The 24,667-nt window shown below is 54.6% G+C and carries 24 protein-coding genes; 14 read left to right on the forward strand and 10 right to left on the reverse strand.

Annotation, left to right across the window (positions count from 1 at the left end):
* Nucleotides 1–9 precede the first annotated feature (9 nt).
* The 4 genes from cydD (at nucleotide 10) to infA (ending at nucleotide 4,800) form a co-directional block, all read left to right on the forward strand.
* On the forward strand, nucleotides 10–1,779 hold the full coding sequence (cydD, locus tag ACPUC8_RS05220) for a heme ABC transporter permease/ATP-binding protein CydD (protein WP_494925685.1): 1,770 nt from the start codon (nucleotides 10–12) through the stop codon (nucleotides 1,777–1,779).
* Nucleotides 1,779–3,509 (forward strand): heme ABC transporter ATP-binding protein/permease CydC, encoded by a 1,731-nt coding sequence (gene cydC / locus ACPUC8_RS05225; RefSeq protein ID WP_494925686.1) that lies wholly within the window; start codon nucleotides 1,779–1,781, stop codon nucleotides 3,507–3,509. The genes cydD and cydC overlap by 1 nt, the downstream gene beginning before the upstream one ends.
* A gap of 33 nt (nucleotides 3,510–3,542) precedes the next feature.
* The gene (gene aat / locus ACPUC8_RS05230; RefSeq protein WP_039332385.1) at nucleotides 3,543–4,235 is read left to right on the forward strand and encodes a leucyl/phenylalanyl-tRNA--protein transferase; all 693 of its coding nucleotides are present in this window, start codon (nucleotides 3,543–3,545) and stop codon (nucleotides 4,233–4,235) included.
* Nucleotides 4,236–4,581: 346 nt separating this feature from the next.
* Nucleotides 4,582–4,800, forward strand: a complete 219-nt coding sequence (gene infA / locus ACPUC8_RS05235) for a translation initiation factor IF-1 (protein WP_002211347.1) — start codon at nucleotides 4,582–4,584, stop codon at nucleotides 4,798–4,800.
* Nucleotides 4,801–4,895: 95 nt separating this feature from the next.
* On the opposite strand, the gene clpA is transcribed toward infA, so the two are convergent.
* Together clpA and clpS are read right to left on the reverse strand one after the other, a co-directional pair.
* Nucleotides 4,896–7,175, reverse strand: a complete 2,280-nt coding sequence (gene clpA / locus ACPUC8_RS05240; RefSeq protein WP_494925687.1) for an ATP-dependent Clp protease ATP-binding subunit ClpA — start codon at nucleotides 7,173–7,175, stop codon at nucleotides 4,896–4,898.
* A 55-nt stretch (nucleotides 7,176–7,230) separates the two neighbouring features.
* A complete protein-coding gene (gene clpS / locus ACPUC8_RS05245; protein WP_039332380.1) occupies nucleotides 7,231–7,551 on the reverse strand; it encodes an ATP-dependent Clp protease adapter ClpS in 321 nt (106 codons plus the stop codon).
* Nucleotides 7,552–7,873: 322 nt separating this feature from the next.
* Between clpS and cspD the strand changes: the two genes are divergently transcribed.
* A complete protein-coding gene (gene cspD / locus ACPUC8_RS05250; RefSeq protein WP_038647847.1) occupies nucleotides 7,874–8,095 on the forward strand; it encodes a cold shock-like protein CspD in 222 nt (73 codons plus the stop codon).
* 91 nt (nucleotides 8,096–8,186) lie between these two features.
* On the opposite strand, the gene ACPUC8_RS05255 is transcribed toward cspD, so the two are convergent.
* A complete protein-coding gene (locus tag ACPUC8_RS05255) occupies nucleotides 8,187–9,827 on the reverse strand; it encodes an ATP-dependent nuclease (protein ID WP_039332378.1) in 1,641 nt (546 codons plus the stop codon).
* Between the two features lie 135 nt (nucleotides 9,828–9,962).
* On the opposite strand from ACPUC8_RS05255, the gene ACPUC8_RS05260 reads away from it, so the two are divergent.
* From ACPUC8_RS05260 to ltaE, 3 genes are all read left to right on the forward strand, one after another.
* A complete protein-coding gene (locus tag ACPUC8_RS05260; RefSeq protein WP_494925688.1) occupies nucleotides 9,963–10,859 on the forward strand; it encodes a LysO family transporter in 897 nt (298 codons plus the stop codon).
* Between the two features lie 110 nt (nucleotides 10,860–10,969).
* Nucleotides 10,970–12,691, forward strand: a complete 1,722-nt coding sequence (poxB, locus tag ACPUC8_RS05265) for a ubiquinone-dependent pyruvate dehydrogenase (protein ID WP_494925689.1) — start codon at nucleotides 10,970–10,972, stop codon at nucleotides 12,689–12,691.
* A gap of 86 nt (nucleotides 12,692–12,777) precedes the next feature.
* Nucleotides 12,778–13,779: a low-specificity L-threonine aldolase gene (gene ltaE, locus ACPUC8_RS05270; protein WP_494925713.1), complete on the forward strand. Its 1,002-nt coding sequence runs from the start codon at nucleotides 12,778–12,780 to the stop codon at nucleotides 13,777–13,779.
* 13 nt (nucleotides 13,780–13,792) lie between these two features.
* On the opposite strand, the gene ACPUC8_RS05275 is transcribed toward ltaE, so the two are convergent.
* Together ACPUC8_RS05275 and ACPUC8_RS05280 are read right to left on the reverse strand one after the other, a co-directional pair.
* Nucleotides 13,793–14,617 carry an N-acetylmuramoyl-L-alanine amidase gene (locus tag ACPUC8_RS05275; protein WP_058969271.1) on the reverse strand — a complete coding sequence of 275 codons (825 nt, stop codon included), beginning with the start codon at nucleotides 14,615–14,617 and terminating at the stop codon, nucleotides 13,793–13,795.
* Nucleotides 14,617–14,937 carry a heavy metal-binding domain-containing protein gene (locus ACPUC8_RS05280; RefSeq protein WP_038647859.1) on the reverse strand — a complete coding sequence of 107 codons (321 nt, stop codon included), beginning with the start codon at nucleotides 14,935–14,937 and terminating at the stop codon, nucleotides 14,617–14,619. Before ACPUC8_RS05280 ends, ACPUC8_RS05275 begins: the two co-directional genes overlap by 1 nt.
* Nucleotides 14,938–15,089: 152 nt before the next feature.
* On the opposite strand from ACPUC8_RS05280, the gene ACPUC8_RS05285 reads away from it, so the two are divergent.
* The 6 genes from ACPUC8_RS05285 (at nucleotide 15,090) to artJ (ACPUC8_RS05310) (ending at nucleotide 19,654) form a co-directional block, all read left to right on the forward strand.
* On the forward strand, nucleotides 15,090–15,629 hold the full coding sequence (locus tag ACPUC8_RS05285; protein WP_494925690.1) for a lipoprotein: 540 nt from the start codon (nucleotides 15,090–15,092) through the stop codon (nucleotides 15,627–15,629).
* A 284-nt stretch (nucleotides 15,630–15,913) separates the two neighbouring features.
* Nucleotides 15,914–16,642, forward strand: coding sequence for an arginine ABC transporter ATP-binding protein ArtP (artP, locus tag ACPUC8_RS05290; protein ID WP_052206066.1), 729 nt, complete (start codon nucleotides 15,914–15,916; stop codon nucleotides 16,640–16,642).
* A 15-nt stretch (nucleotides 16,643–16,657) separates the two neighbouring features.
* Nucleotides 16,658–17,389, forward strand: a complete 732-nt coding sequence (artJ, locus tag ACPUC8_RS05295) for an arginine ABC transporter substrate-binding protein (RefSeq protein WP_283228552.1) — start codon at nucleotides 16,658–16,660, stop codon at nucleotides 17,387–17,389.
* A 6-nt stretch (nucleotides 17,390–17,395) separates the two neighbouring features.
* The gene (artQ, locus tag ACPUC8_RS05300) at nucleotides 17,396–18,109 is read left to right on the forward strand and encodes an arginine ABC transporter permease ArtQ (protein ID WP_494925691.1); all 714 of its coding nucleotides are present in this window, start codon (nucleotides 17,396–17,398) and stop codon (nucleotides 18,107–18,109) included.
* A gap of 2 nt (nucleotides 18,110–18,111) precedes the next feature.
* Nucleotides 18,112–18,780, forward strand: coding sequence for an arginine ABC transporter permease ArtM (gene artM, locus ACPUC8_RS05305; RefSeq protein WP_058973357.1), 669 nt, complete (start codon nucleotides 18,112–18,114; stop codon nucleotides 18,778–18,780).
* 142 nt (nucleotides 18,781–18,922) lie between these two features.
* Nucleotides 18,923–19,654, forward strand: coding sequence for an arginine ABC transporter substrate-binding protein (artJ, locus tag ACPUC8_RS05310; protein WP_494925692.1), 732 nt, complete (start codon nucleotides 18,923–18,925; stop codon nucleotides 19,652–19,654).
* A gap of 63 nt (nucleotides 19,655–19,717) precedes the next feature.
* Here the strand turns inward: artJ (ACPUC8_RS05310) and rlmC are convergent, their stop codons facing one another.
* The 5 genes from rlmC to potG form a co-directional block, all read right to left on the reverse strand.
* Nucleotides 19,718–20,854 (reverse strand): 23S rRNA (uracil(747)-C(5))-methyltransferase RlmC, encoded by a 1,137-nt coding sequence (gene rlmC / locus ACPUC8_RS05315; protein WP_494925693.1) that lies wholly within the window; start codon nucleotides 20,852–20,854, stop codon nucleotides 19,718–19,720.
* Between the two features lie 48 nt (nucleotides 20,855–20,902).
* A complete protein-coding gene (locus tag ACPUC8_RS05320) occupies nucleotides 20,903–21,367 on the reverse strand; it encodes a YbjO family protein (RefSeq protein WP_494925694.1) in 465 nt (154 codons plus the stop codon).
* Between the two features lie 224 nt (nucleotides 21,368–21,591).
* A complete protein-coding gene (gene potI, locus ACPUC8_RS05325; RefSeq protein WP_039332211.1) occupies nucleotides 21,592–22,437 on the reverse strand; it encodes a putrescine ABC transporter permease PotI in 846 nt (281 codons plus the stop codon).
* Nucleotides 22,434–23,390, reverse strand: a complete 957-nt coding sequence (gene potH, locus ACPUC8_RS05330; RefSeq protein WP_039332209.1) for a putrescine ABC transporter permease PotH — start codon at nucleotides 23,388–23,390, stop codon at nucleotides 22,434–22,436. Before potH ends, potI begins: the two co-directional genes overlap by 4 nt.
* A gap of 9 nt (nucleotides 23,391–23,399) precedes the next feature.
* Nucleotides 23,400–24,533 (reverse strand): putrescine ABC transporter ATP-binding subunit PotG, encoded by a 1,134-nt coding sequence (gene potG, locus ACPUC8_RS05335; RefSeq protein WP_494925714.1) that lies wholly within the window; start codon nucleotides 24,531–24,533, stop codon nucleotides 23,400–23,402.
* Nucleotides 24,534–24,667 lie beyond the last annotated feature (134 nt).

Genomic DNA, 24,667 nt, shown 5'->3' on the forward strand with positions numbered 1-24,667 from the left:
CGGCTTCGCATGGATAAATCACGGCAGCAACACCTTCTCCGCTGGCTTCGTCAGCAACGCATTCACGGCGCACGTAGTTTACGTGCAGCATCGCTTTTCGGTTTAGCCGGGGCGCTGGTCATTATTGTTCAGGCCTGGTTGCTGGCTTCGTTGTTGCAAAATTTGATTGTGGCGCAACAGCCACGCGGCTCACTGCTTGCGGATTTTATGCTGCTGTTGCTCTGCTTTGTCCTGCGCGCCGGGCTGAATTATGCGCGCGAAATGGCAGGATACCAGGCGGGTGTTGCGATTCGCCGTGCTTTGCGCCAGCAGGTGCTGGATAGACTGAATGCGTTAGGCCCTGCCTGGATTCAGGGCAAACCCGCGGGAAGTTGGGCAACACTGCTGCTGGAACAGATTGAAGAGATGCAGGAGTATTACGCGCGCTATATTCCGCAAATGTCGCTGGCCGTGTTTATTCCCTTTGCCATATTGATTGCTATCTTCCCCGTCAATTGGGCCGCCGGTCTGATTCTACTCGCAACCGCACCGCTCATTCCGCTGTTTATGGCGATGGTCGGCATGGGTGCGGCAGAAGCTAACCGTCGAAATTTTCAGGCGCTGGCTCGACTGAGTGGCGATTTTTATGATCGCTTGCGCGGGCGCGAAACCCTACGCTTGTTTCATCGCGCCAAAGCCGAACAGCATGCGATTGCCGAAAGCACCACGGATTTCCGTCAGCGCACCATGGAAGTGTTGCGCCTGGCCTTCCTCTCTTCGGCCGTTCTGGAATTCTTCGCTTCCCTGGCAATTGCCGTCGTCGCGGTTTATTTCGGTTTTTCCTACCTTGGCGAACTCAACTTTGGGCATTACGGAACCGGCGTCACGCTGTTTGCCGGATTCCTGGCCCTGATTCTGGCACCGGAATTTTTCCAGCCTCTACGCGATCTCGGCACTTTTTATCACGCTAAAGCACAGGCGGTTGGCGGGGCAGATGCACTGGACAGCTTCCTGACAGAAAGCCCTGATATCGACGCGGCTCAGTCTTCTACCTCAATAGCATTTGATACACCATTGACGCTGCTGGCGCAGGATTTGATTGTCATGACAGCCCGCGGTGAGCCGCTGTCTCAACCTCTTAATTTCACTCTCGCAGCCGGCAAACGCATCGCGTTGATTGGTCAAAGTGGTGCCGGTAAAACGGCGTTGATGAACGTGCTACTCGGCTTTCTGCCTTATCAGGGTTCGCTACGCGTCAACGGTCACGAACTGCGTGATATCAGCCGTGACAACTGGCATCACCATGTGGCTTGGGTGGGACAAAATCCCCATTTGCCTGCGTCAACGCTGCGCGAAAACCTGTTACTGAACCGAACGGTTGATGACATCACGCTCACGAATGTGCTGCAACGCGCGGGGGTGAATGATTTTCTGGCACAACTTCCGCAAGGGTTGGACACGCCACTGGGCGATGGTGGATTAGGGCTTTCTGTTGGTCAGGCGCAGCGCGTTGCGGTGGCGCGGGCGCTGTTGAAGCCCGCACAGCTCCTGTTGTTGGATGAGCCTGGCTCCGGACTGGATAGCCAAAGCGAGCAACATGTCATGCATGCGCTGCATCAGGCGGCTACCCAGCAAACCACCCTGATGATCACGCATCAGCTCAATGCGCTCGCCGATTGGGATGAAGTGTGGGTCATGCAATCCGGGCAATTGGTACAGCAGGGCAGTTGGCAACAATTGAAGGATCAAGAGGGTCCGCTGCGCGAGATGGCGCAGCACCGCCAGCAGGAGATTGTTTGATGAAAAATTTATTGCCGTTCTTGCGTCTCTATCGCCGTCACCCCTGGCGTTTAGGTTTAGGCATCATCCTGGCGATCGCGACCTTGCTGGCCAGCATCGGCCTGCTTACCTTGTCTGGCTGGTTCCTTGCCGCCTCCTCGCTGGCGGGTGTGGCGGGCCTGTATAGCTTTAACTACATGCTGCCCGCCGCAGGCGTGCGCGGCGCGGCCATTACCCGCACGGCATCCCGTTACTTTGAACGTCTGGTCAGTCACGATGCAACATTCCGGGTATTGCAGCATTTGCGCGTATTCACCTTCAGCAAGCTGATTGCGCTGGCACCAGAGCAGCTGGCGCGCTTTCGTCAGGGCGATCTGCTGAACCGCTTTGTTAGCGATGTTGATACGCTGGATCATCTTTACCTGCGGGTGATTTCGCCGCTGCTGGGTGCCGCCGTTGTCATTATTATCGTCACCTGCGGTTTGGCCTATCTGGATGTGCCATTGGCTTTGCTGCTGGGTGGCATCATGCTGCTGACATTAATCATCCTCCCGCCTCTGTTCTGGCGGCTCGGAACTTCTGCTGGCCAGCAAATCTCGCAACGCCAGGCCAGTTGGCGCTTGCAACTCACACGCTGGGTGAGCGGGCTGGCTGAATTACACATTTATGGTGCGGCGACGCTGTGGCGCACTCACCTCGATGATGAAGAAAAAGCCTGGCAGCAGGCTCAACGCCGCCAGCATCGTCTGCAGGCCGTCGCGCAGAGTGTGCTGCTGCTGATCAGTGGTTCAACGGTGGTGCTCCTGCTGTGGATTTCAGCCGCGGGGGTGGGAGATAACGCAGCGCCCGGTGCATTCATCGCGCTGTTTGTCTTCTGCGGTCTGGCGGCATTTGAAGCGCTGGCCCCGGTTGCCGGTGCATTTCTGCCTTTGGCTCAGGTCACGGGGGCGGCACAACGCGTGCAGGAGATCATTGAGCAGGAGCCGCAAATCCGTTTCCCGGACGCAACGATACATTCTCAGCCCGGCATTTCGCTTACGCTGGAAGATATTGTTTTTCGTTACCCACAGCGGCCAGAGCCGGTGCTTAACCACTTTTCACTTCATCTCAAAGCCGGTGAACATCTGGCGTTGCTCGGCCCCACCGGCTGCGGGAAATCCAGCCTGCTGGCGTTGATCACGCGCGGCTGGGAAGCGCAGCAAGGTGAAATCGCGCTCAACGCGATCCCGATTAATGAATGGGATGAAACCAGCCTGCGCCAGCGTATCAGCGTTGTTACCCAGCGCGTCCATCTGTTTAGTCAGCCGCTGCGTGACAATTTACTGTTGGCTAACCCAATGGCCAGCGACACACAGTTGCAGGATGTTTTGCGCCAGGTAGGTCTCAGCCATTTAGTTGAGCATGATGAAGGACTTAATGCGTGGATGGGGGAAGGCGGTCGCCCGCTATCAGGCGGTGAACTGCGCCGTTTGGCCATCGCCCGCGCGCTGCTGCATAACGGTGATTTGTGGCTGTTGGATGAACCCACAGAAGGGCTTGATGCCACCACCGAACAGCAGATTTTAGCGCTGTTGCAACAGGTAGCGAGTGATAAAACGCTGGTCATGGTGACGCACCATTTAAGCGGCCTTGAGAAGATGGATCGAATTTGCGTTATGGATCGAGGACAGATTATTGAATCGGGCTCACACGACGAATTAATCTCAAAAGCGGGTCGCTACTGGCGTTTCCAGCAGCGCTTTGCGCTATAGTCTAAGCGACTAGCCCGAAGGGTAAATGACGCAATGAGACTGGTACAGCTTTCACGGGATTCGTTAAATTTTCCACCGCCAGAGATGGCGCTGCGCGAGCCAAATGGACTGTTGGCGATGGGTGGCGATCTCTCCCCTGCCCGCCTGATGAATGCCTATCAGCGCGGTATTTTTCCGTGGTTCTCCCCCGGTGACCCGATTTTGTGGTGGTCGCCGGATCCACGTGCTGTGATGTTGCCGGAATCTTTCCATCTCAGCCGGAGCATGGCGCGCTTTCATCGTCGCTCCCCTTTTCGTGTCACCATGAATCATGCGTTTCCGCAGGTGCTTGAGGGCTGTGCCAGCGGTCGTCAGGAAGGGACGTGGATTACGTTTGAAGTGAAGCGCGCCTGGCTGCGCTTGTATGAGCTGGGTCATGCCCATTCCATTGAGGTCTGGAGCGATCATCGTTTAGTCGGCGGCATGTACGGTCTGGCACTTGGGCAAATTTTCTGCGGTGAATCAATGTTCAGCCGTCAGGAGAATGCGTCAAAAACCGCGTTATGGGTTTTCTCTCAACATTTTCTGGCTCATCAGGGCCGTTTGATTGATTGCCAGGTATTGAACCCGCATACCGCCTCATTGGGCGCCGTTGAAATCCCACGTGTCGATTATTTACAGTACGTGCAAACACTGGCGTGGCAGCCTGTTTTGGCGGGTTGCTGGCAAACACAAACCCTTTTTTGACCCTCCCCGCAGATGTTTTGCACACAATTCCCGACAAAAGTGATACAATAAGCGAGTTTGGTATGTCGTCCGCGCTTCGCTGTGGCGAGCCGGAATTGCCAGGTTGGGAATCTCATACATTTCCCGAAGCTGTATCAGTTGTGCATCAGCAGCCAATTGCTACAGATTCTTAGCCCGCTAATCCCCCGCAGACGTCAAAAAACACCCGAATTTTTCCGTAATGCACGCGCAATGGCGCGACGCACGGCGAAGCGTTGGCAAAATCACCAACGGTTCTTTACATAAATCATGGAATTCGGCATTATCTTGCCGGTTCAACAGTTTGGTAGTTCACCCAGAGGATTCGATGGCCAAAGAAGACAATATTGAAATGCAAGGTACCGTACTGGATACGTTACCTAACACCATGTTCCGCGTAGAACTTGAAAACGGGCACGTGGTTACCGCTCATATCTCCGGTAAAATGCGCAAAAACTACATCCGCATCCTGACGGGCGACAAAGTGACTGTCGAGTTGACCCCGTACGACCTGAGCAAAGGCCGCATTGTCTTCCGTAGTCGCTAAGTTGTTGCCCACATCTCGCGTTGGTGGCAAGTAACTGAGCGCGAAAAAAAAGGCCGGATTCTCATCCGGCCTTTTCTTATCTGGAACTTAGCACATCAGTGCACAGTCCCTTCAGTTTTACGTTTTTCCGCACTCAGGAAGTGGTAAGTCAGCTGGTTTTTCTCTTTATCCAGCGCCACCGAGACTGAGCCTCCGTCGACCAATGAACCAAACAGCAGTTCGTTCGCCAATGGTTTCTTCAGATTTTCCTGTACGGCACGTGCCATCGGACGTGCACCCATCGCCTTGTCGTAACCTTTGTCAGCCAGCCAGTCACGTGCATCATCACTGACTTCCAGTGATACGCCTTTCGCATCCAACTGTGCCTGCAACTCGACGATAAATTTATCCACGACCTGATGAATCACCGCCGTATCCAGGTGACGGAACCAGATAATGTTGTCGAGACGGTTACGGAACTCTGGTGTGAAGATCTTTTTGATCTCCTCCATCGCGTCAGTGCTGTTGTCCTGATGAATCAGACCAATCGATTTACGCTCGGTTTCACGTACACCGGCGTTGGTGGTCATCACCAGCACGACATTGCGGAAGTCCGCTTTGCGGCCGTTGTTATCTGTCAGCATGCCGTTGTCCATCACCTGCAACAGCAGGTTAAAGACATCCGGGTGAGCCTTCTCGATTTCATCCAGCAGCACCACCGCATGTGGATGTTTGATCACCGCATCAGTGAGCAAACCACCCTGGTCGAAGCCCACATAGCCTGGAGGCGCACCGATCAAACGGCTAACCGTGTGACGCTCCATGTATTCGGACATATCGAAACGCAGCAGCTCGATACCCAGCGCCTTCGCCAACTGAACCGTGACTTCGGTTTTACCCACACCCGTCGGGCCGGCAAACAAGAACGAACCTACGGGTTTACGCTCCTGGCCTAAGCCTGCACGGCTCATTTTGATCGCTTCCGTCAGCGCTTCAATCGCGTTGTCCTGTCCGAACACCAGCATTTTCAGACGGTCGCCAAGGTTCTTCAGCGTATCGCGGTCCGTTGCCGAGACACTTTGCTCTGGGATACGCGCAATACGCGCCACCACAGATTCGATGTCAGAAACGTTGACGGTTTTCTTGCGCTTGCTGACCGGCACCAGACGCGCACGCGCACCGGCTTCATCAATCACGTCGATAGCCTTATCAGGCAAATGACGATCGTTGATGTATTTCACCGCCAGCTCTACCGCAGCACGCACCGCTTTCGAGGTATAACGCACATCGTGATGCGCTTCATATTTCGGTTTCAGGCCGTTGAGGATCTGTACGGTCTCTTCCACAGAAGGTTCGGTGATATCGATCTTCTGGAAACGACGCGCCAGCGCACGGTCCTTCTCAAAGATATTGCTGAACTCCTGATAGGTGGTTGAACCCATCACGCGGATTTTCCCGCTGGAAAGCAGCGGTTTGATCAGGTTCGCCGCATCAACTTGCCCGCCAGAGGCAGCACCCGCACCAATAATGGTGTGGATTTCATCGATAAACAGAATGCTGCTGGTGTCCTGTTCAAGCTGTTTCAGCAGCGCTTTAAAACGTTTCTCAAAGTCACCACGGTACTTGGTGCCTGCCAGCAACGAACCGATATCGAGCGAGTAGATAGTGCAGTCTTTCATCACTTCAGGCACGTCGCCCTGCACAATGCGCCAGGCGAGACCTTCCGCAATCGCGGTTTTACCCACGCCAGACTCACCCACCAGCAGCGGGTTGTTCTTACGGCGACGGCACAGCACCTGAATGGCACGCTCCAGCTCTTTATCGCGGCCGATCAGCGGATCGATTCCGCCGACACGAGCAAGCTGATTAAGATTGGTGGTGAAGTTTTCCATACGTTCCTCCCCGCCTGCTTGCTCTTCGTTAACCGGATTTTCCGCGTTGTTCTGCGGCTGGCCGGGTTCGTCTTTACGCGTACCATGGGAGATGAAGTTCACCACATCAAGGCGGCTCACTTCATGTTTGCGCAGCAGATAAGCCGCTTGTGACTCCTGCTCGCTGAAAATGGCGACCAGCACGTTTGCCCCAGCCACTTCGCTGCGACCGGATGACTGGACATGGAATACCGCACGCTGCAACACGCGCTGGAAGCTGAGCGTCGGTTGCGTATCGCGCTCTTCCTCACTGGCTGGCAGCACCGGCGTGGTTTGTTCGATGAAGGCTTCGAGTTCCTGTCGCAGAGCCACGATATCTACCGTACAGGCTTCCAATGCCTCTCTGGCCGACGGGTTGCTGAGCAATGCCAGCAACAGATGCTCGACGGTCATAAACTCATGACGGTGCTCGCGCGCTCTGGCGAAAGCCATGTTTAAACTGAGTTCCAGTTCTTGATTGAGCATTTGGCACCTCCCCCAATTATCGCTCTGACGACCTATCCCCTATATGGAGACGGGCTCAGGCTTTTTCTAGCGTACACAGCAACGGATGTTCATTCTCTCGTGCGTAGTTGTTCACCTGGGCGACTTTTGTTTCCGCCACTTCTGCAGTGAATACACCACAGATCGCCTTTCCATGGTAGTGAACTTTCAACATCAGCTGCGTTGCACGTTCAACATCATAAGAAAAGAACTTTTGCACCACGTCAATAACAAATTCCATAGGTGTATAATCGTCATTATTCAGAATGACTTTATACATTGAAGGCGGCTTTAACCCTTCGCGTACTTTATCTTCGGCCAGATGTTCAAAATTAAGCCAGTCGTTTGTGTTTGCCATAATGTTCCGTCGAAATTCTGCGTTACGATTGTGCACATTGCTGTGCCCATTCTTAAGTTTAACATGTCTGTCAAGCCACCATTCCTCGATTAAAAAACGGCACTAAAAGCCCATGCGCGACCTGTATCACAAAATTTGCAATAGCGTTAACTGCCTCAAATTTTGATGAATTTCTCCCCATGCGCCAGGGCCGTTTGCTTGACGATAAGGTCCGTTTCTCTACATTCTACTTACACAAGCTGATTGAGTTTTAAACAAACTCGACTCACAGCTTCAATGACCTCACCTACTTATCAAAATGTCTTGCGAGGGAAGTAAAAGCATGGAGACGGGTACTGTTAAATGGTTCAACAACGCCAAAGGCTTCGGCTTTATCTGTCCGATTGGCGGCGGCGACGATATCTTCGCGCACTACTCCACGATTCAGATGGAGGGATACAGAACGCTGAAGGCCGGCCAGCAGGTTCAGTTCGATGTCCATGAAGGGCCAAAAGGCAATCACGCCAGTCTGATTGTGCCCTGTGAAGTCACGCAAGTCGCCTGACGCGCGTGTCTCTTCATTCATTCTGACCACTCCCGAAAAAAAATGCCAGCCGCATACGCTGGCATTTTTCTTTTACGAATTTTCCCGCATCTTAGTCCGCCCGACCTCTTGCTAACCACATCACGCGCGCAAATAACTGGTCGAGTAACGGCGGAATCGCCTCTGGCCCACGTTCCGCCGCAGACAGCGCCACAGCAATCGCCAGTTCAGGCTTCGAGCTATGCTGAATCGCTTTGGTAATAATACGCCGTGCATTCATCGGCACGTTTAACGGCAGGTGCGCCGTCTGGTGGTAAACATCACTAAACCCATGCTTATAGAGAAAATGTTCAATGTCGGGTGCGGGGAACTGGGTCAGATGATCGGCCTCTTGCTCATGCTCCTGCAGTTGGCCGCGCGCACTGGCAGCATATTTGTTGCCCGCTTCATCACCGTCCGTCAGCACATGCCAGGCGATGCCCATGCGGCGGGCAAATTTCAATAACGGCTTAAGACCGGCCTGGGCAAACTCAATCACTTTGACCCCTTCAGCAGCAAAGTGATAGCCACGCTGCCGCGCCAGCTCATTGATAATCCACACTTCCGTCTCGCCTTCCACCAACAACCAACATCGCGCAAACAGGGCTGATGGGCGATTAACGCGAATGTGAAAGCCAATGCGCCGACTCTCCTCGGCACTCAGCCCTTCAGGCCCCACCCGCCAGGCTGCGACCCGCGTGGGTTCACGCACCAACCGGCAGATGTTTTCCACCGGCACTTGCGAGAGCAGTTCACCCGAATTGGTGGTGGTGATTTTCTGCAAAGGCATCAGATCCAACAGATTCCACGCCACCGATAGCATAATGGGGTGCAAACGCGTTTCCGGGTCTTCGACCAACAGCAGCGGATGCGCACCCGGCGGTAACGCTTCGTTACCGTGCGCCTGAATTAACAGCGAAAACATCCGTAACAGGATCACCTGACGGCTACGTGACTCAGTGCTGGCAATCAGATGATTCAGCTTATCCAGCGAACGCCAACCCTGGCTGCCGTCGCGCATTTCGGGGGCCACACGCGCAGCACTGCTGCCGGGTTGCTGCACGAGAAAATAGTGCTCCAGCAGTTGCTGCATGGTGTGCAATCCCTGACGCAGTAAATCATCGCTCAGCGTTTGCGGACGCACCACTAAATCACGCGTTAACTTATCGACTTCCTGCACCAGCTCGCTCATGGTCGATGCCCGCCGATCCGCATCCGTTTCACTCTGTCGCCCACGCCGACCAAAACGCGCATCGCGCAGGCGTAATACGGGGTAAAAAGCACGTAAATGGGCCAGCGCAGTCTCCGTGCCCTCCATCGGTAACACATCACCATGCTGATCAATAAAGCGCCAGGTGGTTTTCACCCCGTGTTCGTTACGCCGCGCACGGGTGCTGAAGCTGATGTAGCGCCCCATGTCATCGTGCTGCCAGAAAGGCTGAAACACCGCATTTTCATCGTCATCCTGGGCGCGAAAACGGAACACTAATCTTAGCTGGCGCAGGCGCGCGTCGAGGTCACCGGGAGGGAAATGAAAATCGTGCTCGGAAAATTGATAAGGCTCAGCAGCAGGTGCTAACAGCAAGGTCAAGGCATCCAGTAGGCTCGATTTACCCCATGCATTCTCGCCTATCAGCAGATTGGTGTCAGTCAGCGGCAACGACAGCCGATTAATGCCACGAAAACCCACAATGTCGATGTGTTCCAGAATCATCTTTTCCTCCCTTCGCTGTTTGCCTGAGCATGGTCCGCGGCGTTAGGTTGGTCAAGTAATCGAACCGGGAAAAGGTTTACACTTCAAATATTTTCCGCTAGCGTTGCGGCCCTTTCCCAAGGATGGACGCGTAATATGTACGGCTTAATCATTATTCTGCTGCCGCTGGTTTTCGGTTACCTGCTGCACATCCAGCACGCTCCCCTGCTGCGCGGCGTTGCCCGCATGCTCAGCGCACTGGTGTATATCATTCTGTTCTTTATGGGCACCAGTCTGGCGTTTCTTGATAATCTCAGTAGCAATTTGTTGGCGATCTTTCATATCGCCCTTATCAGCATGCTGTGCATTCTGGCCTGCTCTCTGTTGGCATTCTGGCTGCTGGAGAAGCGCGTTCCCTGGCACCACCCGCATAAGCAGCAAGCCCTGCCCTCACGCCTGCATATGGCGCTGGAGTCGCTCAAGCTCTGTGGTTCAGTGTTGGCGGGTTTTTTACTCGGTCTCACCCAATGGCCCGCGCTACGCCATGCCTCAACCGTAAGCGAATATGCGTTGATGCTGATGCTGTTTCTGGTGGGTATCCAGCTTCGCAGCAGCGGCATGACGCTACGCCAAATCACCCTGAATCGTCGTGGCATGCTGGTTGCCGCGGTGTCTCTTGGCAGTGCGCTCATCGGCGGTATGTTAGCGGCGTTGTGGCTCGACCTGCCGATAAAAACGGGTATGGCCTTAGCCAGCGGTTTTGGCTGGTATTCCCTTTCCGGCATTCTAATGACCGAATCTTTTGGCCCGGTGATCGGTAGTGCGGCCTTCTTTAACGACCTGTTGCGCGAGCTGCTCACCATTATGTTGATTCCAGTGCTAATCGGTCGCCAACGCAGTATGACGCTGGGGTTAAGTGGCGCCACGTCAATGGATTTCACCTTGCCGATCCTGCAACGCACGGGCGGTATGGAGATTGTGCCAGCCGCAATAGTACATGGCTTTATCATGAGTTTACTGGCTCCGATCCTTATCGCGCTGTTTTCCGCTTAATCGCCAACAGCGCATTTTTTCACGGCTACGCGAGGATTCCATCGTCTACGCTTCTGACTGACACGTTTCCGCCATCGGGATAGATGGCAAACACCAGAAAGGAGCGAACGATGAAACAAACTGTGGCAGCACTGCTGGCCAAAACCCTGGAGAGCGCGGGCGTAAAGCGTATCTGGGGCGTCACGGGTGACTCCCTTAACGGGTTGAGCGATAGCCTGAATCGAATGGGCACCATCGAATGGATGCCCACGCGCCATGAAGAGGTCGCCGCCTTTGCGGCGGGGGCCGAAGCCCAAATCAGCGGTGAACTGGCAGTGTGCGCTGGCTCCTGTGGCCCCGGTAACCTGCATCTGATTAACGGCTTGTTCGATTGCCACCGCAATCACGTTCCGGTGCTGGCGATTGCCGCACACATCCCTTCCAGTGAAATTGGCAGCGGCTACTTTCAGGAAACGCACCCGCAGGAGCTGTTCCGTGAATGCAGCCACTATTGCGAGCTGGTTTCCAACCCGGAGCAGTTACCGCAGGTGCTGGGGATTGCAATGCGCAAAGCGATCCTCAATCGCGGTGTGTCGGTGATTGTACTGCCCGGCGATGTGGCGTTAAAACCCGCGCCAGAAGGCGCACGCAGTGAGTGGTATCCACCACAACTGCCACACGTTGTCCCCTCAGCCAGCGAAATTGCCCGCCTGGCCGAAACCCTGAACGGCGCGCAAAATATTACCTTGATGTGCGGCAGCGGTTGTGCCGGGGCTCATGCTGAAGTGGTGAAGCTGGCAGAGACCCTGAAAGCGCCAGTGGTGCACGCGATGCGCGGTAAAGAGCACATCGAGTACGATAATCCTTACGATGTCGGCATGACGGGTCTGATTGGCTTCTCTTCCGGCTATCACGCCATGATGAACGCCGATACGCTGGTGCTGCTCGGTACCCAATTCCCCTACCGTCCGTTCTATCCCGCGGAAGCCAGGATTATACAGATCGATATCAATCCGGCCAGCCTCGGCGCGCATAGCCATGTTGATATGGCGCTGGTCGGTGACATTAAAGCCACGTTACAGGCGCTGCAACCTCAGCTCAGCCGTAAAAGCGATCGTCAACATCTCGACAGCGCGTTGGAGCACTATGTTGATGCCCGTAAAGGGCTGGACGATCTGGCCACCGCCAATGATAAACAAGCCATTCACCCACAATATCTGGCACAGCAAATCAGCCAGTACGCCGCTGACGATGCCATTTTCACCTGTGACGTCGGCACCCCTACCGTCTGGGCAGCACGCTATTTAAAGATGAACGGCAAACGTCGTCTGTTAGGGTCGTTCAATCATGGTTCGATGGCCAACGCGATGCCGCAGGCATTGGGCGCGCAGGCCATTGACAAACAGCGTCAGGTGGTGGCGCTTTGTGGTGATGGCGGTTTCAGCATGCTGATGGGCGATTTCATCTCCGTGGCGCAACTCAAGTTGCCGGTGAAGCTGGTGATCTTCAATAACAGCGTGCTGGGCTTTGTGGCGATGGAGATGAAAGCGGGCGGCTATCTCACTGATGGTACGGATCTGGAAAACCCTGATTTCGCCGCTATCGCTGCCGCCTGTGGCATCAAAGGCATTCGCGTCGAGAAAGCCTCAGACCTTAATGGCGCTCTGGAACAGGCTTTTGCGCATGACGGACCGGTGCTGGTCGATGTGATTACTGCCAAAGAAGAGTTGTCGATGCCGCCGCAGATCAAAGCCGAACAGGCCAAAGGATTCAGTTTGTACATGCTGCGTGCGATTCTTAATGGTCGCGGTGATGAGATTGTAGAACTGGCGAAAACTAACTGGCTGAGGTAAAACCGTTTCTACAAGCTGAGCGCAATGTGCGCCAGACGGGCAGCCTCAAGGCTGCCCCGACAACGCTGTTTACCCAGGAGAGCGATGTGATCGATTTACGCAGTGATACCGTAACCCGCCCGAGTGCCGCCATGTTGGATGCAATGATGGCCGCCGAAACTGGCGATGATGTCTATCGCGATGATCCCACCGTGAATGCCTTGGAAGCAGAAGCCGCGCGTTTGAGTGGCAAAGCGGCTGCTTTGTTCTTCCCTACCGGCACCCAAGCCAATCTGGTGGCGTTGCTGTGTCACTGTCAGCGCGGCGACGAGTATATCGTGGGTCAGCAGGCACATAACTACAAGTACGAAGCGGGCGGTGCTGCAGTGCTGGGCAGTATCCAGCCTCAACCGATTTCGCACGCTGAAGATGGTTCGCTGCCGCTGGCGGATATCATTGCCGCCATCAAACCGGATGATATCCATTTCGCCCGCACGCGCCTGTTGAGCCTGGAAAACACCCATCACGGCAAAGTGCTGTCACAGCGCTATCTGGAACAGGCCTGGAATTTAACCCGTGAGCGTAAGCTGGCACTGCACATTGATGGCGCACGCATTTTTAACGCGGTCGTGGCACAAAACCTTGAGCTGAAGGATATCGCACGTTACTGCGACACCCTGACCATTTGCCTGTCAAAAGGACTGGGCACGCCGGTCGGTTCGTTGCTGTGTGGTGATGAAGCCTACATTGAACAGGCGCGTCGCTGGCGTAAAATGACCGGCGGCGGCATGCGCCAGTCAGGGATTCTTGCGGCGGCTGGCTTATATGCCCTCAAACACAACGTGTCACGCCTGAAAGAGGATCACGACAATGCGGCGTGGCTCGGAGAACAACTCAGCGCCATTGGTGTTGAGGTGATGAATCAACACACCAACATGCTGTTTGTGAAGGTGCCCTCGGAGCAGGTTGAAGCACTGAAAAGCTGGATGCATTCAGGCGATGTGTTGATCAGCGTAGGCCCGGTGACACGTATCGTGACGCACATCGATGTCACCCGTCAGGATTTGCAACGCCTGGTTGCGCACTGGCAAGCGTTCCAACAACAGTAACTGTGGCGGCGCGTTACTGCGCCGCACCGTATTTCGCCAGCAGCGCACGGGCAATCGCCAGCGTTTCTGCATCCGCTATCCCACGATAATCCCGCGAGCGGAAATGCATCTGAAACGCCGCAATCAGCTTGCGCTGCATCTGTGGTGTCGTGGCCGATGCCACGTCATAGCCGTAGCGCTGCAATGCATCCAGCAGTTCTGACTGATCAACGGGTGCATCGACCGCCTGACCGTGTAAATAACGCTGCACTGTGGCCTGATCGGGCCACGCCCCTAAACCCTGCGCAGCCAGTTGCTGCCAGGGAAAGAGCGGGCCGGGATCTTGTTTACGCTGCGGCGCGATATCACTGTGGCCCACCAGATTCTCGGGCGTGATGGCATAGCGCTGGGTGATGTCTTTCACCAGTGCCACCAGCACGCTGATTTGTGCCGGCGTGAAAGGCTGCCACTCCACGCCCGTTAAGGTTCGCGTGTAGCCACGATTCACAATCTCAATGCCAATCGACGTGTCATTGATACGAGTGGCACCTCGCCAGAAACTCGGCCCGGCGTGCCACGCCAGTTCACTTTCCGGCACCAGTTGCCATATCACACCCTGCCCGCGTTTCTGTTCTGGCTGCTGTGGGATCAAATAATGGGCGCTGACCTCACGATCGGTGAGTGTGGCCAGTGAAGAGGGGAAGTCTTCAGCGGTGTAGTGGATCACCACCACTTTCACTCTCGGGCGCGCACCCTGCGCCGGATGGGCGGTATCCACCCAGTAACCGTGACGCGGCTCAATCGAGGACTGGCAGGCACTGAGCAGCAACGCCGCTGCCAGCAGAGCAATCAATCGCATCAGCGAATGATCACGGCAGTGCCGGTCACGCTGACCATCAGCATGCTGCTGTCTTTGCCCACCGTTTCGTAATCAATATCAATACCTACTACCGCGTTCGCACCCAGCGCTTTGGCCTGCTCTTCGAGTTCTTCAAACGCAATCTGGCGCGCTTTTCGCAGCTCTTTCTCATAGGCACCAGAACGGCCGCCGACGATGTCACGAATGCCGGCAAAGAAGTCGCGGAAGATGTTGGCCCCCAGAATCGCTTCACCGGTGACGACACCGCAATATTCGCTGATGCTGTGCCCTTCCAGCGTGGGCGTGGTGGAAAATTTCATCGCGGTCTCCTTGTTTGAGTGATTCGGGCGAATGCGTTTAGCCAACGTATCTGCATCCTGAAGTATGACGGGAACAGCTCGTACGGCGTAAAAGCGAAACTATACTCTATGATAAAAATGGCGCTTTGCCAGTGAACTATAAGGAAATCGAGATGAGAAACAATGCCTTTGCGCTGCTTGTTCCCGCTGCGTTACTGCTCAGTGCTTGTACCACCGTCGAACCGGTGACCAAGGATAATGGACCGCGTACCGCCAGCTGTATCGACGGTGGTCCGGATAGCGTTGCGCAGCAGTTTTACGATTTACGTATTAGCCAACCCACTCAGGGCCTGCCGAACAGCACCACTCTGGCAAAATATCGCCCCTACCTGAGTGATCGCCTGTATCAGAAGCTGTTGAGCGCCAGCACACAAAGCAATAAGCCTGCGTCATGGAGTCAGGGCGACCTGTTCTCCAGCTTGTCACAGGGGCCGACGTCAGCGGATGTCGCCAGCGCCTCAACCATTCCGAACCGCGATGCCCGCAACATCCCGCTGCGCGTCGCATTAAGCCGCGATGGCAAAAGCTGGAATGATGAAGTGCTGATGATTCAGGAAGGCACCTGCTGGGCAGTGGATGATATCCGCTATGTGGGCGACTGGCCGCATGCAGGTGGTGGCTCGCTCAGCCAACTGCTGGAAGAGAAAAAATAGCCTGACCGTGTCGCTACAGTCTTATACGGCGAGGTTTTGAAGGGTGCGGCCTTGAGGCACCCATCCCCGACACAACCGTAGCGAAGCGATTTATCGCGCTTCTTTCAGGCAACCCTGAGCTGAAAGAGGCGCAATCAATTCCGCCACCAGACCTTGAGCGCCGATATTTTGTGCTACGCTTTGAGGACTTCACTGCTGTTTAATAAATTTTAACCCACCACAATTGCATAACTATTCTGGTGACGTTAAGATTCGCGGCACTAATTACTATTCAATTTTTGCGCATGAGTATTCAACTAAACGCCATTAACTGTTTTTACGGTGCCCATCAGGCGCTGTTCGATATCAACCTGGCTTGTCCGCAGGGAGAAACGCTGGTGTTGCTCGGCCCAAGTGGCGCGGGTAAAAGTTCGCTCCTGCGCGTCCTTAATCTGCTGGAGCAGCCGCGTTCCGGTAGCCTGCAGATTGCCGGTAATCACTTTGACTTCAGCAAAGCACCGTCTGATAGCGCGATCCGCGAACTGCGCCAGAACGTCGGCATGGTGTTCCAGCAATACAATCTGTGGCCGCATCTCACCGTGGTGCAAAATCTGATTGAAGCGCCGTGCCGGGTGCTGGGTCTCAGCAAAGACGCCGCGCGTGCGCGTGCTGACAAACTGCTGGACCGCCTGCGTCTGACGCCTTTTGCTGACCGTTTCCCGCTGCACCTTTCCGGTGGCCAGCAGCAACGCGTGGCGATTGCCCGTGCGTTGATGATGGAACCCCAGGTGCTGCTGTTTGATGAACCTACCGCCGCACTCGACCCCGAAATCACCGCGCAGATCGTCAGCATCATTCGTGAACTGGCGCAGACCCAAATCACGCAGGTGATTGTGACCCACGAAGTGGAAGTGGCGCGTAAAACGGCCAGCCGCGTGGTGTACATGGAGAATGGTCATATTGTTGAGCAAGGCGATGCCAGCCACTTTTCACAGCCGCAAACCGAAGCGTTTGCACATTATCTTTCGCACTAAGTCAGGATGCATCTAATGAAAAAAGTCGTACTTGCTGCACTGCTTGCCGGTCTGAGCCTCAGCGCTTCTGCTGCGCAGACCCTGCGTTTCGCCACCGAAGCCTCTTATCCGCCGTTTGAGTTTGTCGATTCCGACAACAAAATTCAGGGCTTCGATGTCGATCTGGCCAATGCGCTGTGTAAAGAGATTGATGCAACCTGTACTTTCACCAACCAGGCGTTTGACAGCCTGATCCCAAGCCTGAAATTCCGTCGTTTCGACGCGGTGATGGCGGGTATGGACATCACCCCTGAGCGTGAAAAGCAGGTGCTGTTCTCCAAGCCTTACTATGATAACTCCGCCATCTTTATCGCGCAGAAAGGCAAGCTGGCCGATGTTGCCGCGCTGAAAGGCAAACGCGTTGGCGTGCAAAACGGCACCACGCACCAGAAATACCTGTCTGACAAACACAGCGACATCACCGTTGTGCCTTATGACAGCTACCAGAATGCGGTGCTGGATCTGAAAAACGGCCGTATTGATGCCGTGTTTGGTGATACCGCGGTGGTGAACGAGTGGCTGAAACAGAATGCTAACCTCGCGCCATTGGGTGAGAAAGTGACGGATAAAGATTACTTCGGTACCGGTTTGGGTATCGCGGTGCGTCAGGGCAATACCGATCTGCAGGGCAAATTCAACACCGCTCTGGAAAAGATTAAAGCTGATGGCACCTACAAAACCATCTACAACAAATGGTTCCAGCAGTAATTTCTGATGAATGAACTCATTCCACTCGCAAGCGCCGCCGGCATGACCGTCGGCCTTGCTGTTTGTGCATTGATCGCCGGCCTTGTGCTGGCGATGATCTTTGCTGGCTGGGAGATGGTGCGCTGGAAACCGCTGGCGTGGATCGGCACTCTATTGGTGACCCTGATTCGCGGCTTGCCGGAAATTCTGGTGGTGCTGTTTATCTATTTTGGCGCGTCGCAGCTATTACTGACGCTCTCTGATGGTTTCCACATTAATCTCGGCTTGTTCAGCATTCCCGTACAAGTGCAGATTGAGAACTTTGATGTCGGCCCCTTCCTGTGCGGGGTGATTGCTCTGGCGATGCTCTATTCCGCTTACGCTTCTCAAACCCTGCGCGGGGCGCTGAAAGCCGTGCCACAGGGGCAGTGGGAATCAGGCCAGGCATTGGGCATGAAGAAGTCGGCGATTTTCTTGCGCCTGATTATGCCGCAAATGTGGCGTCACGCACTGCCAGGTCTCGGTAATCAGTGGCTGGTATTGCTAAAAGATACCGCGCTGGTGTCACTGATCAGTGTCAATGACATTATGCTGCAAACCAAAAGTATTGCCACGCGCACCCAAGAGCCTTTTACCTGGTATCTGGCGGCGGCGGCCATCTACCTGATCATTACGCTGTTCAGTCAGGCGGTATTGCGCCGTATTGAATCGCGCACCACGCGTTTTGAGCGGGGGGCCTGACCATGCTGGACTACTTACCCGAATTGCTAAAAGGGCTGCACACCAGCCTGACGCTCACTGTGGCATCGTTAATCGCTGCGCTGGTGCTGTCAGTCCTGTGTACCATTGTGCTGGCATTAAAAGTGCCGGTAATGAATGCCTTGGTGAAAGGCTATATCACGGTGTTTACCGGTACACCGCTGTTGGTGCAGATCTTTCTGATTTACTACGGACCCGGCCAATTCCCGAGCATTCAGAATGTGCCATGGCTGTGGCATCTGCTTTCGCAACCCTGGCTGTGTGCGCTGCTGGCGCTTTCGTTGAACAGTGCCGCCTATACCACGCAGCTGTTTTACGGTGCGGTAAAGGCGATTCCGTCCGGCCAATGGCAATCTTGTGCGGCACTGGGCATGAATCGCAAGGATACGCTGCGCATTTTGCTGCCTTATGCCTTCAAGCGCGCCCTCTCCTCGTATTCCAATGAAGTGGTACTGGTGTTTAAGAGTACATCTCTGGCGTATACCATCACGCTGATGGAAGTGATGGGACATGGGCAACTGCTGTATGGCCGTACCTATGACATCACCGTCTACGCCGCTGCTGGCTTGATTTATCTGGTGGTCAACGGTCTGCTGACGTTAATGATGCGGTTGATCGAGAAGCGCGCGCTGGCGTTTGAACAACGGAACTAATCCTTAGCGGCGTGATAATTCACGCCGCTACCATTCTCACGCAACTCAATGTAATTTTTTAATCATATTTATTGCATATAAATTCATTAACTGGCATCGTGTTAACCGTTCAATCTCTGGCATGGTTTACAGGAGTCATATAATGAAAAAATGGATTGTTGCCGCTACACTGGCAACACTGGCAATGAATGCTTATGCGGCAGAAAAAATCCGCTTCGCTGCTTCTGCTACTTACCCCCCTTTTGAATCACTCGATCACGACAACCAGATTGTCGGCTTCGATATCGATCTGGCCAAAGCGCTGTGCCAGCAGATGAAAGCGGAATGCACCTTCACTAACAACGCCTTTGATAGCCTGATCCCTTCACTGAAATTCCGTCGCTATGATGCGGTGATTTCCGGTATGGATATTACTGCCGAGCGCAGTAAGCAGGTTGATTTTACCCAACCTTATTACGCCAACTCCGCGATTGTCATTGCCCATAAAGGCCAGTTTACCGATTTCAGCCAGCTGAAAGGCAAACGTGTCGGTGTGGAAAACGGCACCACGCACCAGAAATATCTGCTGGAGAAACACCCAGAGGTGATCGCCGTGGCCTATGACAGCTACCAGAATGCGATTCTGGATTTGAAAAATGGTCGCCTGAATGGCGTATTTGGCGATAGCGCGGTGGTCAATCAGTGGCTGAAAGCCAATGACGATCTCACTTCCGTCGGTGAGCACATTACGGATAGCCAATATTTTGGCACCGGACTGGGCATTGCAGTTCGCAAAGGGAATGACCCCTTATTAAAAGAGTTGAATACCGCGCTTGAGGCATTAAAAACCAACGGCACCTGGCAGCAGATCAACCAGAAGTGGTTCCCGGAATAGGCATTATGGAATGGCGTAGTATGCCATCTGGCAGGTTCTGCACGTCCTCAGTCCAGACGGCCGCTACGCTGTTCCACCCTTCTTGATCAGTAACGTCAGCACTTCAAAATGCGCGGTGTGCGGGAACATATCAAACAATTGCACACGGGTGATGTCATAATCCGCCAGCCGTGCAATATCCTGCGCCATGCTGCTCGGATTACAGCTTGAATAGAGAATGTAGTCCGGGGCCATCTGGCTGAGATAATCACACAATTCTGCTCCAATCCCGCGACGCGGTGGATTGACCAGCACCAATTGCGGCACCTGCGCGCGCGAGGTGGCAAACTGCGTGGAATCCAGTGCCGCAAAGCTCACTTTCTCCAGCCCTAATTGCTGCGCGGATTGTCTTGCGCAGGCGATGGCTTCGGCATTGATCTCGATGCCAGTAAGCTGCATCTCCGGTGTCGCACAGTGCAAACCGAACCCGCCCACGCCACAAAACAGATCCCACATGCTGCTGACAGGCAGTTCAGCGACCCACGCACGCGCGGTGGCGTAGAGGTTCGCGGCAACCTGCGGGTTGGTCTGGAAGAAGCTCTGTGGACGAATATACAGCGGCACCTGATTAAACATCTCTGGCAGCGCCTGCTCGGGCGTTAGCGCAATCTCTTCATCGCCCTCTAAAATTGCCATATGTATCGGCTGGATGTTGGCAGAAATCACCTGCAGCTGCGGCAACTGCTGCTGGAGCCAAGGCAGCGCAGCGCGCAACTGCACCAGCTTGCTGGTGGAGCGAAGCACAAAACGCAGCATCATCCCGCCTTGTGAACTCTCTGTCAGCAGCAGGAACTTTAGCTCACCGCGTTTACGCGCCACGTTATAAGGGGTTAAACCGGCACGCGCGATAAAAGGCTTGAGTACTTCAAATACAGGCGTGAAGCTGGCGGGATAGAGCGGACAATCACAGAGATCAACCGGCTCGCCCTCACGCGCCACCATCCCCAGAATCGGGCGCTCAACGCTGCCACTCACCACCATTTTGGCTTTATTACGAAACCCCTGCTGCGCAGACGTTACCGGCGGGAGATACTCAGCCACCGGCATCTGTTGCAGCAACTGCTCAAGTAGCGACTGTTTATCGCTGAGCTGTTGCGGATAGGGTTTTTCCAGCCACTGGCACGAGCGACAGCGACCGGCATCATAAAGCGCGCAATGCATGGAGAGGCCTGTATTCAGAATCGGGAGAAAAATCGGGGGCAGATTGTATCATCGGCCACGGAAAAAAGCGCGGCTGCTGGACGGGACAAACAGCAGCAGCAGTACCATCACATCCGGCACTTTCTGCAGCAAGGTATGATGAACGATCTGCGCATTGGTCTCTCCGGAAATGCTGAAGATTTCCGGGTAAATCCAGCCAACGGAAGCCATCAGCATATAGGCCAGAACAATGACTTGTGTCGCGACATAGCCCCAGCGACCACGATTACTGCCGCGCATCAGGGTAAAGGCGCACCGCAGTTCAAATAAGAAGATGAGCTGGCTGGCGATAAAAATCAGCGTGGAGTCCCAGGCTTGCGCACTACGATGGACAAAATTAGCGATTTCGTCGTAGCCCAGTTCGTTGGCGAGCATCAGCACGCTAAGACAGCGCGTGGCAATGATCGCGATGCCCGCGACCATGACCGCCACAGGCGCTGACGTTAAAATGGGGGTTTTTAGCGTTTCCGACATCCCTGAACTCCGTAACCATAAAAAACAGCCTGGTCGTGAGTTACCCCAAAGAATTCACGTGTCAGGAAGGTGGCAAATGAGCGAATCCCCCGTCACTTACATCAGTAAGTGACGGGGGGGAACACCTGTTGCCAACGCACCCATACCAAGAGTAGGCCCCATGGGGGGACGTGAAGTATGAAAGGTAAACCAGCCTGTGTTTATTTTGGCAAATGTTACGGCTTTCAGCCACGTCTGGCTTTCTGAATATCGCGTAAACGCTGCTTTTCTTCGTGTGCCATAAAGCGCCAGGCGATAAATCCAACAAGGCCGACGACAAACAAAATCAGCGAAGCCAGCGCATTGATCTCTGGGTTGACGCCACGACGTACAGTGGCAAAAATCGCCATTGGCAACGTCGTCGCACCCGGCCCCGTAACAAAGCTTGCGATAACTAAATCGTCAAGCGACAGGGTAAAGGCCAACAGCCAACCGGTGACAATCGCGGGGGCGATCATCGGTACGGTAATCACGAAGAATACTTTGAGCGGTGTTGCGCCCAGGTCCATCGCCGCCTCTTCAATCGAGCGGTCCAGCTCACGCAGGCGCGAGTTGATCACCACCGCCACATAGGCGGTACAGAAGGTCACGTGCGCCAGCCAGATGGTGAGCATGCCGCGATCGCTCGGCCAGCCAAAGGTGTTGCCCATGGCCACAAACAGCAGCAGCAGTGACAAACCGGTGATCACATCTGGCATCACCAGCGGTGCGGTCAACATAAAGGCAAAGCCACTGTGCCCACGGAAGCGACCAAAGCGCACGATAATCACCGCCGCCATGGTACCAAGCACCACCGCCATGGTGGCAGATAGCGCGGCAATAGTCAGGCTCAGGCCCACCGCATCCAGCATCGCGCTGTCCTGGAACAGCACTTTGTACCAGTGGAAAGAGAAGCTCTCCCACACGGTGACCAACTGCGAACTGTTAAAGGAATACACCACCAGCAACAGCATTGGCGCGTAGAGGAACAGGAAGCACACCACCAAAATCGCGGTGCGCCACGGAGAGCGAATGGTCGGTAACTGATTCATTCCTTCTCTCCTAACTCACGGTTTTGGTGCTTGTGGAACCAGATAATCGGCAAGATCAGTATCAACAGAATGATCACCGCCAGCGCAGAGGCCACCGGCCAGTCACGGTTGTTGAAGAACTCCTGCCACAAGATGCGGCCAATCATGATGCTGTCTGGCCCACCGAGCAGTTCGGGGATCACGTACTCCCCCACCGCCGGGATAAACACCAACATCGAACCGGCAATAATGCCGCCTTTGGTCAGTGGCACAATCACGCTGAAAAAGGTCTTCAACGGGCGCGCGCCAAGATCCAGCGAGGCTTCCACCAGCGAGTAATCAATGCGGGTCAGCGCGGTGTAGATTGGCAGCACCATAAACGGCAAGTAACAGTAAACGATACCGATATACACTGCCGTGTTGGTGTAAAGGATCACCAGCGGATGATCGATCACCCCCAACCACATCAGGAAGCGGTTAAGAATACCGTTGTTGTTGAGCAGCCCCATCCACGCATAGACGCGCACCAGGAACGAGGTCCATGACGGCAGAATCACCAGCAACAGCAAAATGGTGCGCATCGAGGGCTTACTGTGTGCCACCGCCCACGCCAGCGGATAACCAATCAGCAAACAAATCACGGTGGAGATCGCCGCCACTTTTAGCGAAGTCAAATAGGCTTCGGCATACAGCGGGTCGTCGGTCAGCGTGATGTAGTTGCCGAGGTTCAGCACCAGGTTGAGCTGATCGTCCGCCCAGGTCACCAAATCGGTGTACGGCGGGATCGCACGCGCAATATCAGCAAAACTGATTTTCAGCACAATCAGGAACGGCAACAGGAACAGCAGGATCAGCCACAGGTAAGGCAATGCGATCACCAGCTTGCGGCCATGCAGCATTTTGATGCGCGTGCCCCAGCGTTGCAGCGGCGTGCCGACAACTTCGGGTTCGCGGCGTTGAGAAATCTGGCTCATTGCGCCTCCTTAAACCGTCAGAACCACACAGCTATCAGCATCCCAGCACAGGCGTACTTCATCGCCCCATGTCGGCGCACCTTTGCGGTAGCGATGTGCATTCTGCAGCTGTGCACTGATCATCTGACCGCTGCGCAGGCGAACGTGGTAGATGGAGAGGTCGCCGAGATAAGCGATATGCACCACTTCACCCACCGCGAAATTGCAGCCGTCAGCCGGCACCTCTTCACACAGCATCACTTTCTCAGGACGCAGTGCAACGTGTACCGGCACGTTATCAATGATAGAGACATCGGTCTGAACTTTCAGTGGATGCACCAAACCTGGCGCGTCAATGACCACACCGTCTTCACCACGTTCACGCAGCAGGCCTTCAAACACATTGACTGAACCAATAAATTCGGCGCTGTAGCGGCTGGTTGGATGCTCGTAAATCTCTTCAGGTTCACCAATCTGCACGAACTTACCACGGTTCATAATGGCGATACGGCCCGCCATGGTCATGGCTTCTTCCTGATCGTGCGTCACCATCACACAGGTGGCACCGACTCGCTCCAGAATATCCACCACTTCGTGCTGCATGCGGTCACGCAGTTTCTTATCCAGTGCGCCCATAGGCTCATCGAGCAGCAGCAGCTTAGGACGTTTCGCCAGGCTACGCGCCAGTGCCACGCGCTGGCGTTGGCCGCCTGAGAGCTGATGTGGCTTGCGCTTGGCAAACTCCTGCATATGCACCAGCGTCAGCATCTCTTCAACACGGCTGCTGATTTCACCTTTCGGCAATTTGTCCTGCTTCAGACCAAAGGCAATGTTCTGCTCAACGTTCATATGCGGGAACAAAGCATACGACTGGAACATCATATTAATGGGGCGTTGATACGGCGGCACGTGGGACATGTCCTGGCCGTCAAGCACAATCTGTCCACTGGTCGGTGGCTCAAAGCCTGCCAGCATGCGCAGCAAGGTGGATTTACCACAGCCGGAGGCACCCAGCAGGGCAAAAATTTCACCTTTATAAATGGTCAGGCTGACATCATCCACGGCGTGCTGGCCGTCAAAAGATTTGGTCAGGTTGCGAATTTCCAGCAGCGGCGTTAACGCCTTAGCCGTTTTATTTGGGGGGCGGGGAATCGCGTCGTTCACTAACATTTCTCCGGCGCTAAGCGGTGTAGCGCGGCACAGCCAGCCGCTAAAATGGCACAACAGAGGCCATCACCGCGCCTCTGTTGTCGTCTACAGGTAAATGAATTCGTTTATACCCTTCATACTTCAAATTT

It is taken from the genome of Pantoea sp. CFCC18177 (assembly GCF_059412425.1).

What these genes read in the sequence shown, in the direction of transcription:
- cydD (WP_494925685.1), top strand. Translation starts at nt 10, where the DNA reads ATGGATAAATCACGGCAGCAACACCTTCTCCGCTGGCTTCGTCAGCAA.
- cydC (WP_494925686.1), top strand. Translation starts at nt 1,779, where the DNA reads ATGAAAAATTTATTGCCGTTCTTGCGTCTCTATCGCCGTCACCCCTGG.
- aat (WP_039332385.1), top strand. Translation starts at nt 3,543, where the DNA reads ATGAGACTGGTACAGCTTTCACGGGATTCGTTAAATTTTCCACCGCCA.
- infA (WP_002211347.1), top strand. Translation starts at nt 4,582, where the DNA reads ATGGCCAAAGAAGACAATATTGAAATGCAAGGTACCGTACTGGATACG.
- clpA (WP_494925687.1), bottom strand. Translation starts at nt 7,175, where the DNA reads ATGCTCAATCAAGAACTGGAACTCAGTTTAAACATGGCTTTCGCCAGA.
- clpS (WP_039332380.1), bottom strand. Translation starts at nt 7,551, where the DNA reads ATGGCAAACACAAACGACTGGCTTAATTTTGAACATCTGGCCGAAGAT.
- cspD (WP_038647847.1), top strand. Translation starts at nt 7,874, where the DNA reads ATGGAGACGGGTACTGTTAAATGGTTCAACAACGCCAAAGGCTTCGGC.
- ACPUC8_RS05255 (WP_039332378.1), bottom strand. Translation starts at nt 9,827, where the DNA reads ATGATTCTGGAACACATCGACATTGTGGGTTTTCGTGGCATTAATCGG.
- ACPUC8_RS05260 (WP_494925688.1), top strand. Translation starts at nt 9,963, where the DNA reads ATGTACGGCTTAATCATTATTCTGCTGCCGCTGGTTTTCGGTTACCTG.
- poxB (WP_494925689.1), top strand. Translation starts at nt 10,970, where the DNA reads ATGAAACAAACTGTGGCAGCACTGCTGGCCAAAACCCTGGAGAGCGCG.
- ACPUC8_RS05275 (WP_058969271.1), bottom strand. Translation starts at nt 14,617, where the DNA reads ATGCGATTGATTGCTCTGCTGGCAGCGGCGTTGCTGCTCAGTGCCTGC.
- ACPUC8_RS05280 (WP_038647859.1), bottom strand. Translation starts at nt 14,937, where the DNA reads ATGAAATTTTCCACCACGCCCACGCTGGAAGGGCACAGCATCAGCGAA.
- ACPUC8_RS05285 (WP_494925690.1), top strand. Translation starts at nt 15,090, where the DNA reads ATGAGAAACAATGCCTTTGCGCTGCTTGTTCCCGCTGCGTTACTGCTC.
- artP (WP_052206066.1), top strand. Translation starts at nt 15,914, where the DNA reads ATGAGTATTCAACTAAACGCCATTAACTGTTTTTACGGTGCCCATCAG.
- artJ (WP_283228552.1), top strand. Translation starts at nt 16,658, where the DNA reads ATGAAAAAAGTCGTACTTGCTGCACTGCTTGCCGGTCTGAGCCTCAGC.
- artQ (WP_494925691.1), top strand. Translation starts at nt 17,396, where the DNA reads ATGAATGAACTCATTCCACTCGCAAGCGCCGCCGGCATGACCGTCGGC.
- artM (WP_058973357.1), top strand. Translation starts at nt 18,112, where the DNA reads ATGCTGGACTACTTACCCGAATTGCTAAAAGGGCTGCACACCAGCCTG.
- artJ (WP_494925692.1), top strand. Translation starts at nt 18,923, where the DNA reads ATGAAAAAATGGATTGTTGCCGCTACACTGGCAACACTGGCAATGAAT.
- rlmC (WP_494925693.1), bottom strand. Translation starts at nt 20,854, where the DNA reads ATGCATTGCGCGCTTTATGATGCCGGTCGCTGTCGCTCGTGCCAGTGG.
- ACPUC8_RS05320 (WP_494925694.1), bottom strand. Translation starts at nt 21,367, where the DNA reads ATGTCGGAAACGCTAAAAACCCCCATTTTAACGTCAGCGCCTGTGGCG.
- potI (WP_039332211.1), bottom strand. Translation starts at nt 22,437, where the DNA reads ATGAATCAGTTACCGACCATTCGCTCTCCGTGGCGCACCGCGATTTTG.
- potH (WP_039332209.1), bottom strand. Translation starts at nt 23,390, where the DNA reads ATGAGCCAGATTTCTCAACGCCGCGAACCCGAAGTTGTCGGCACGCCG.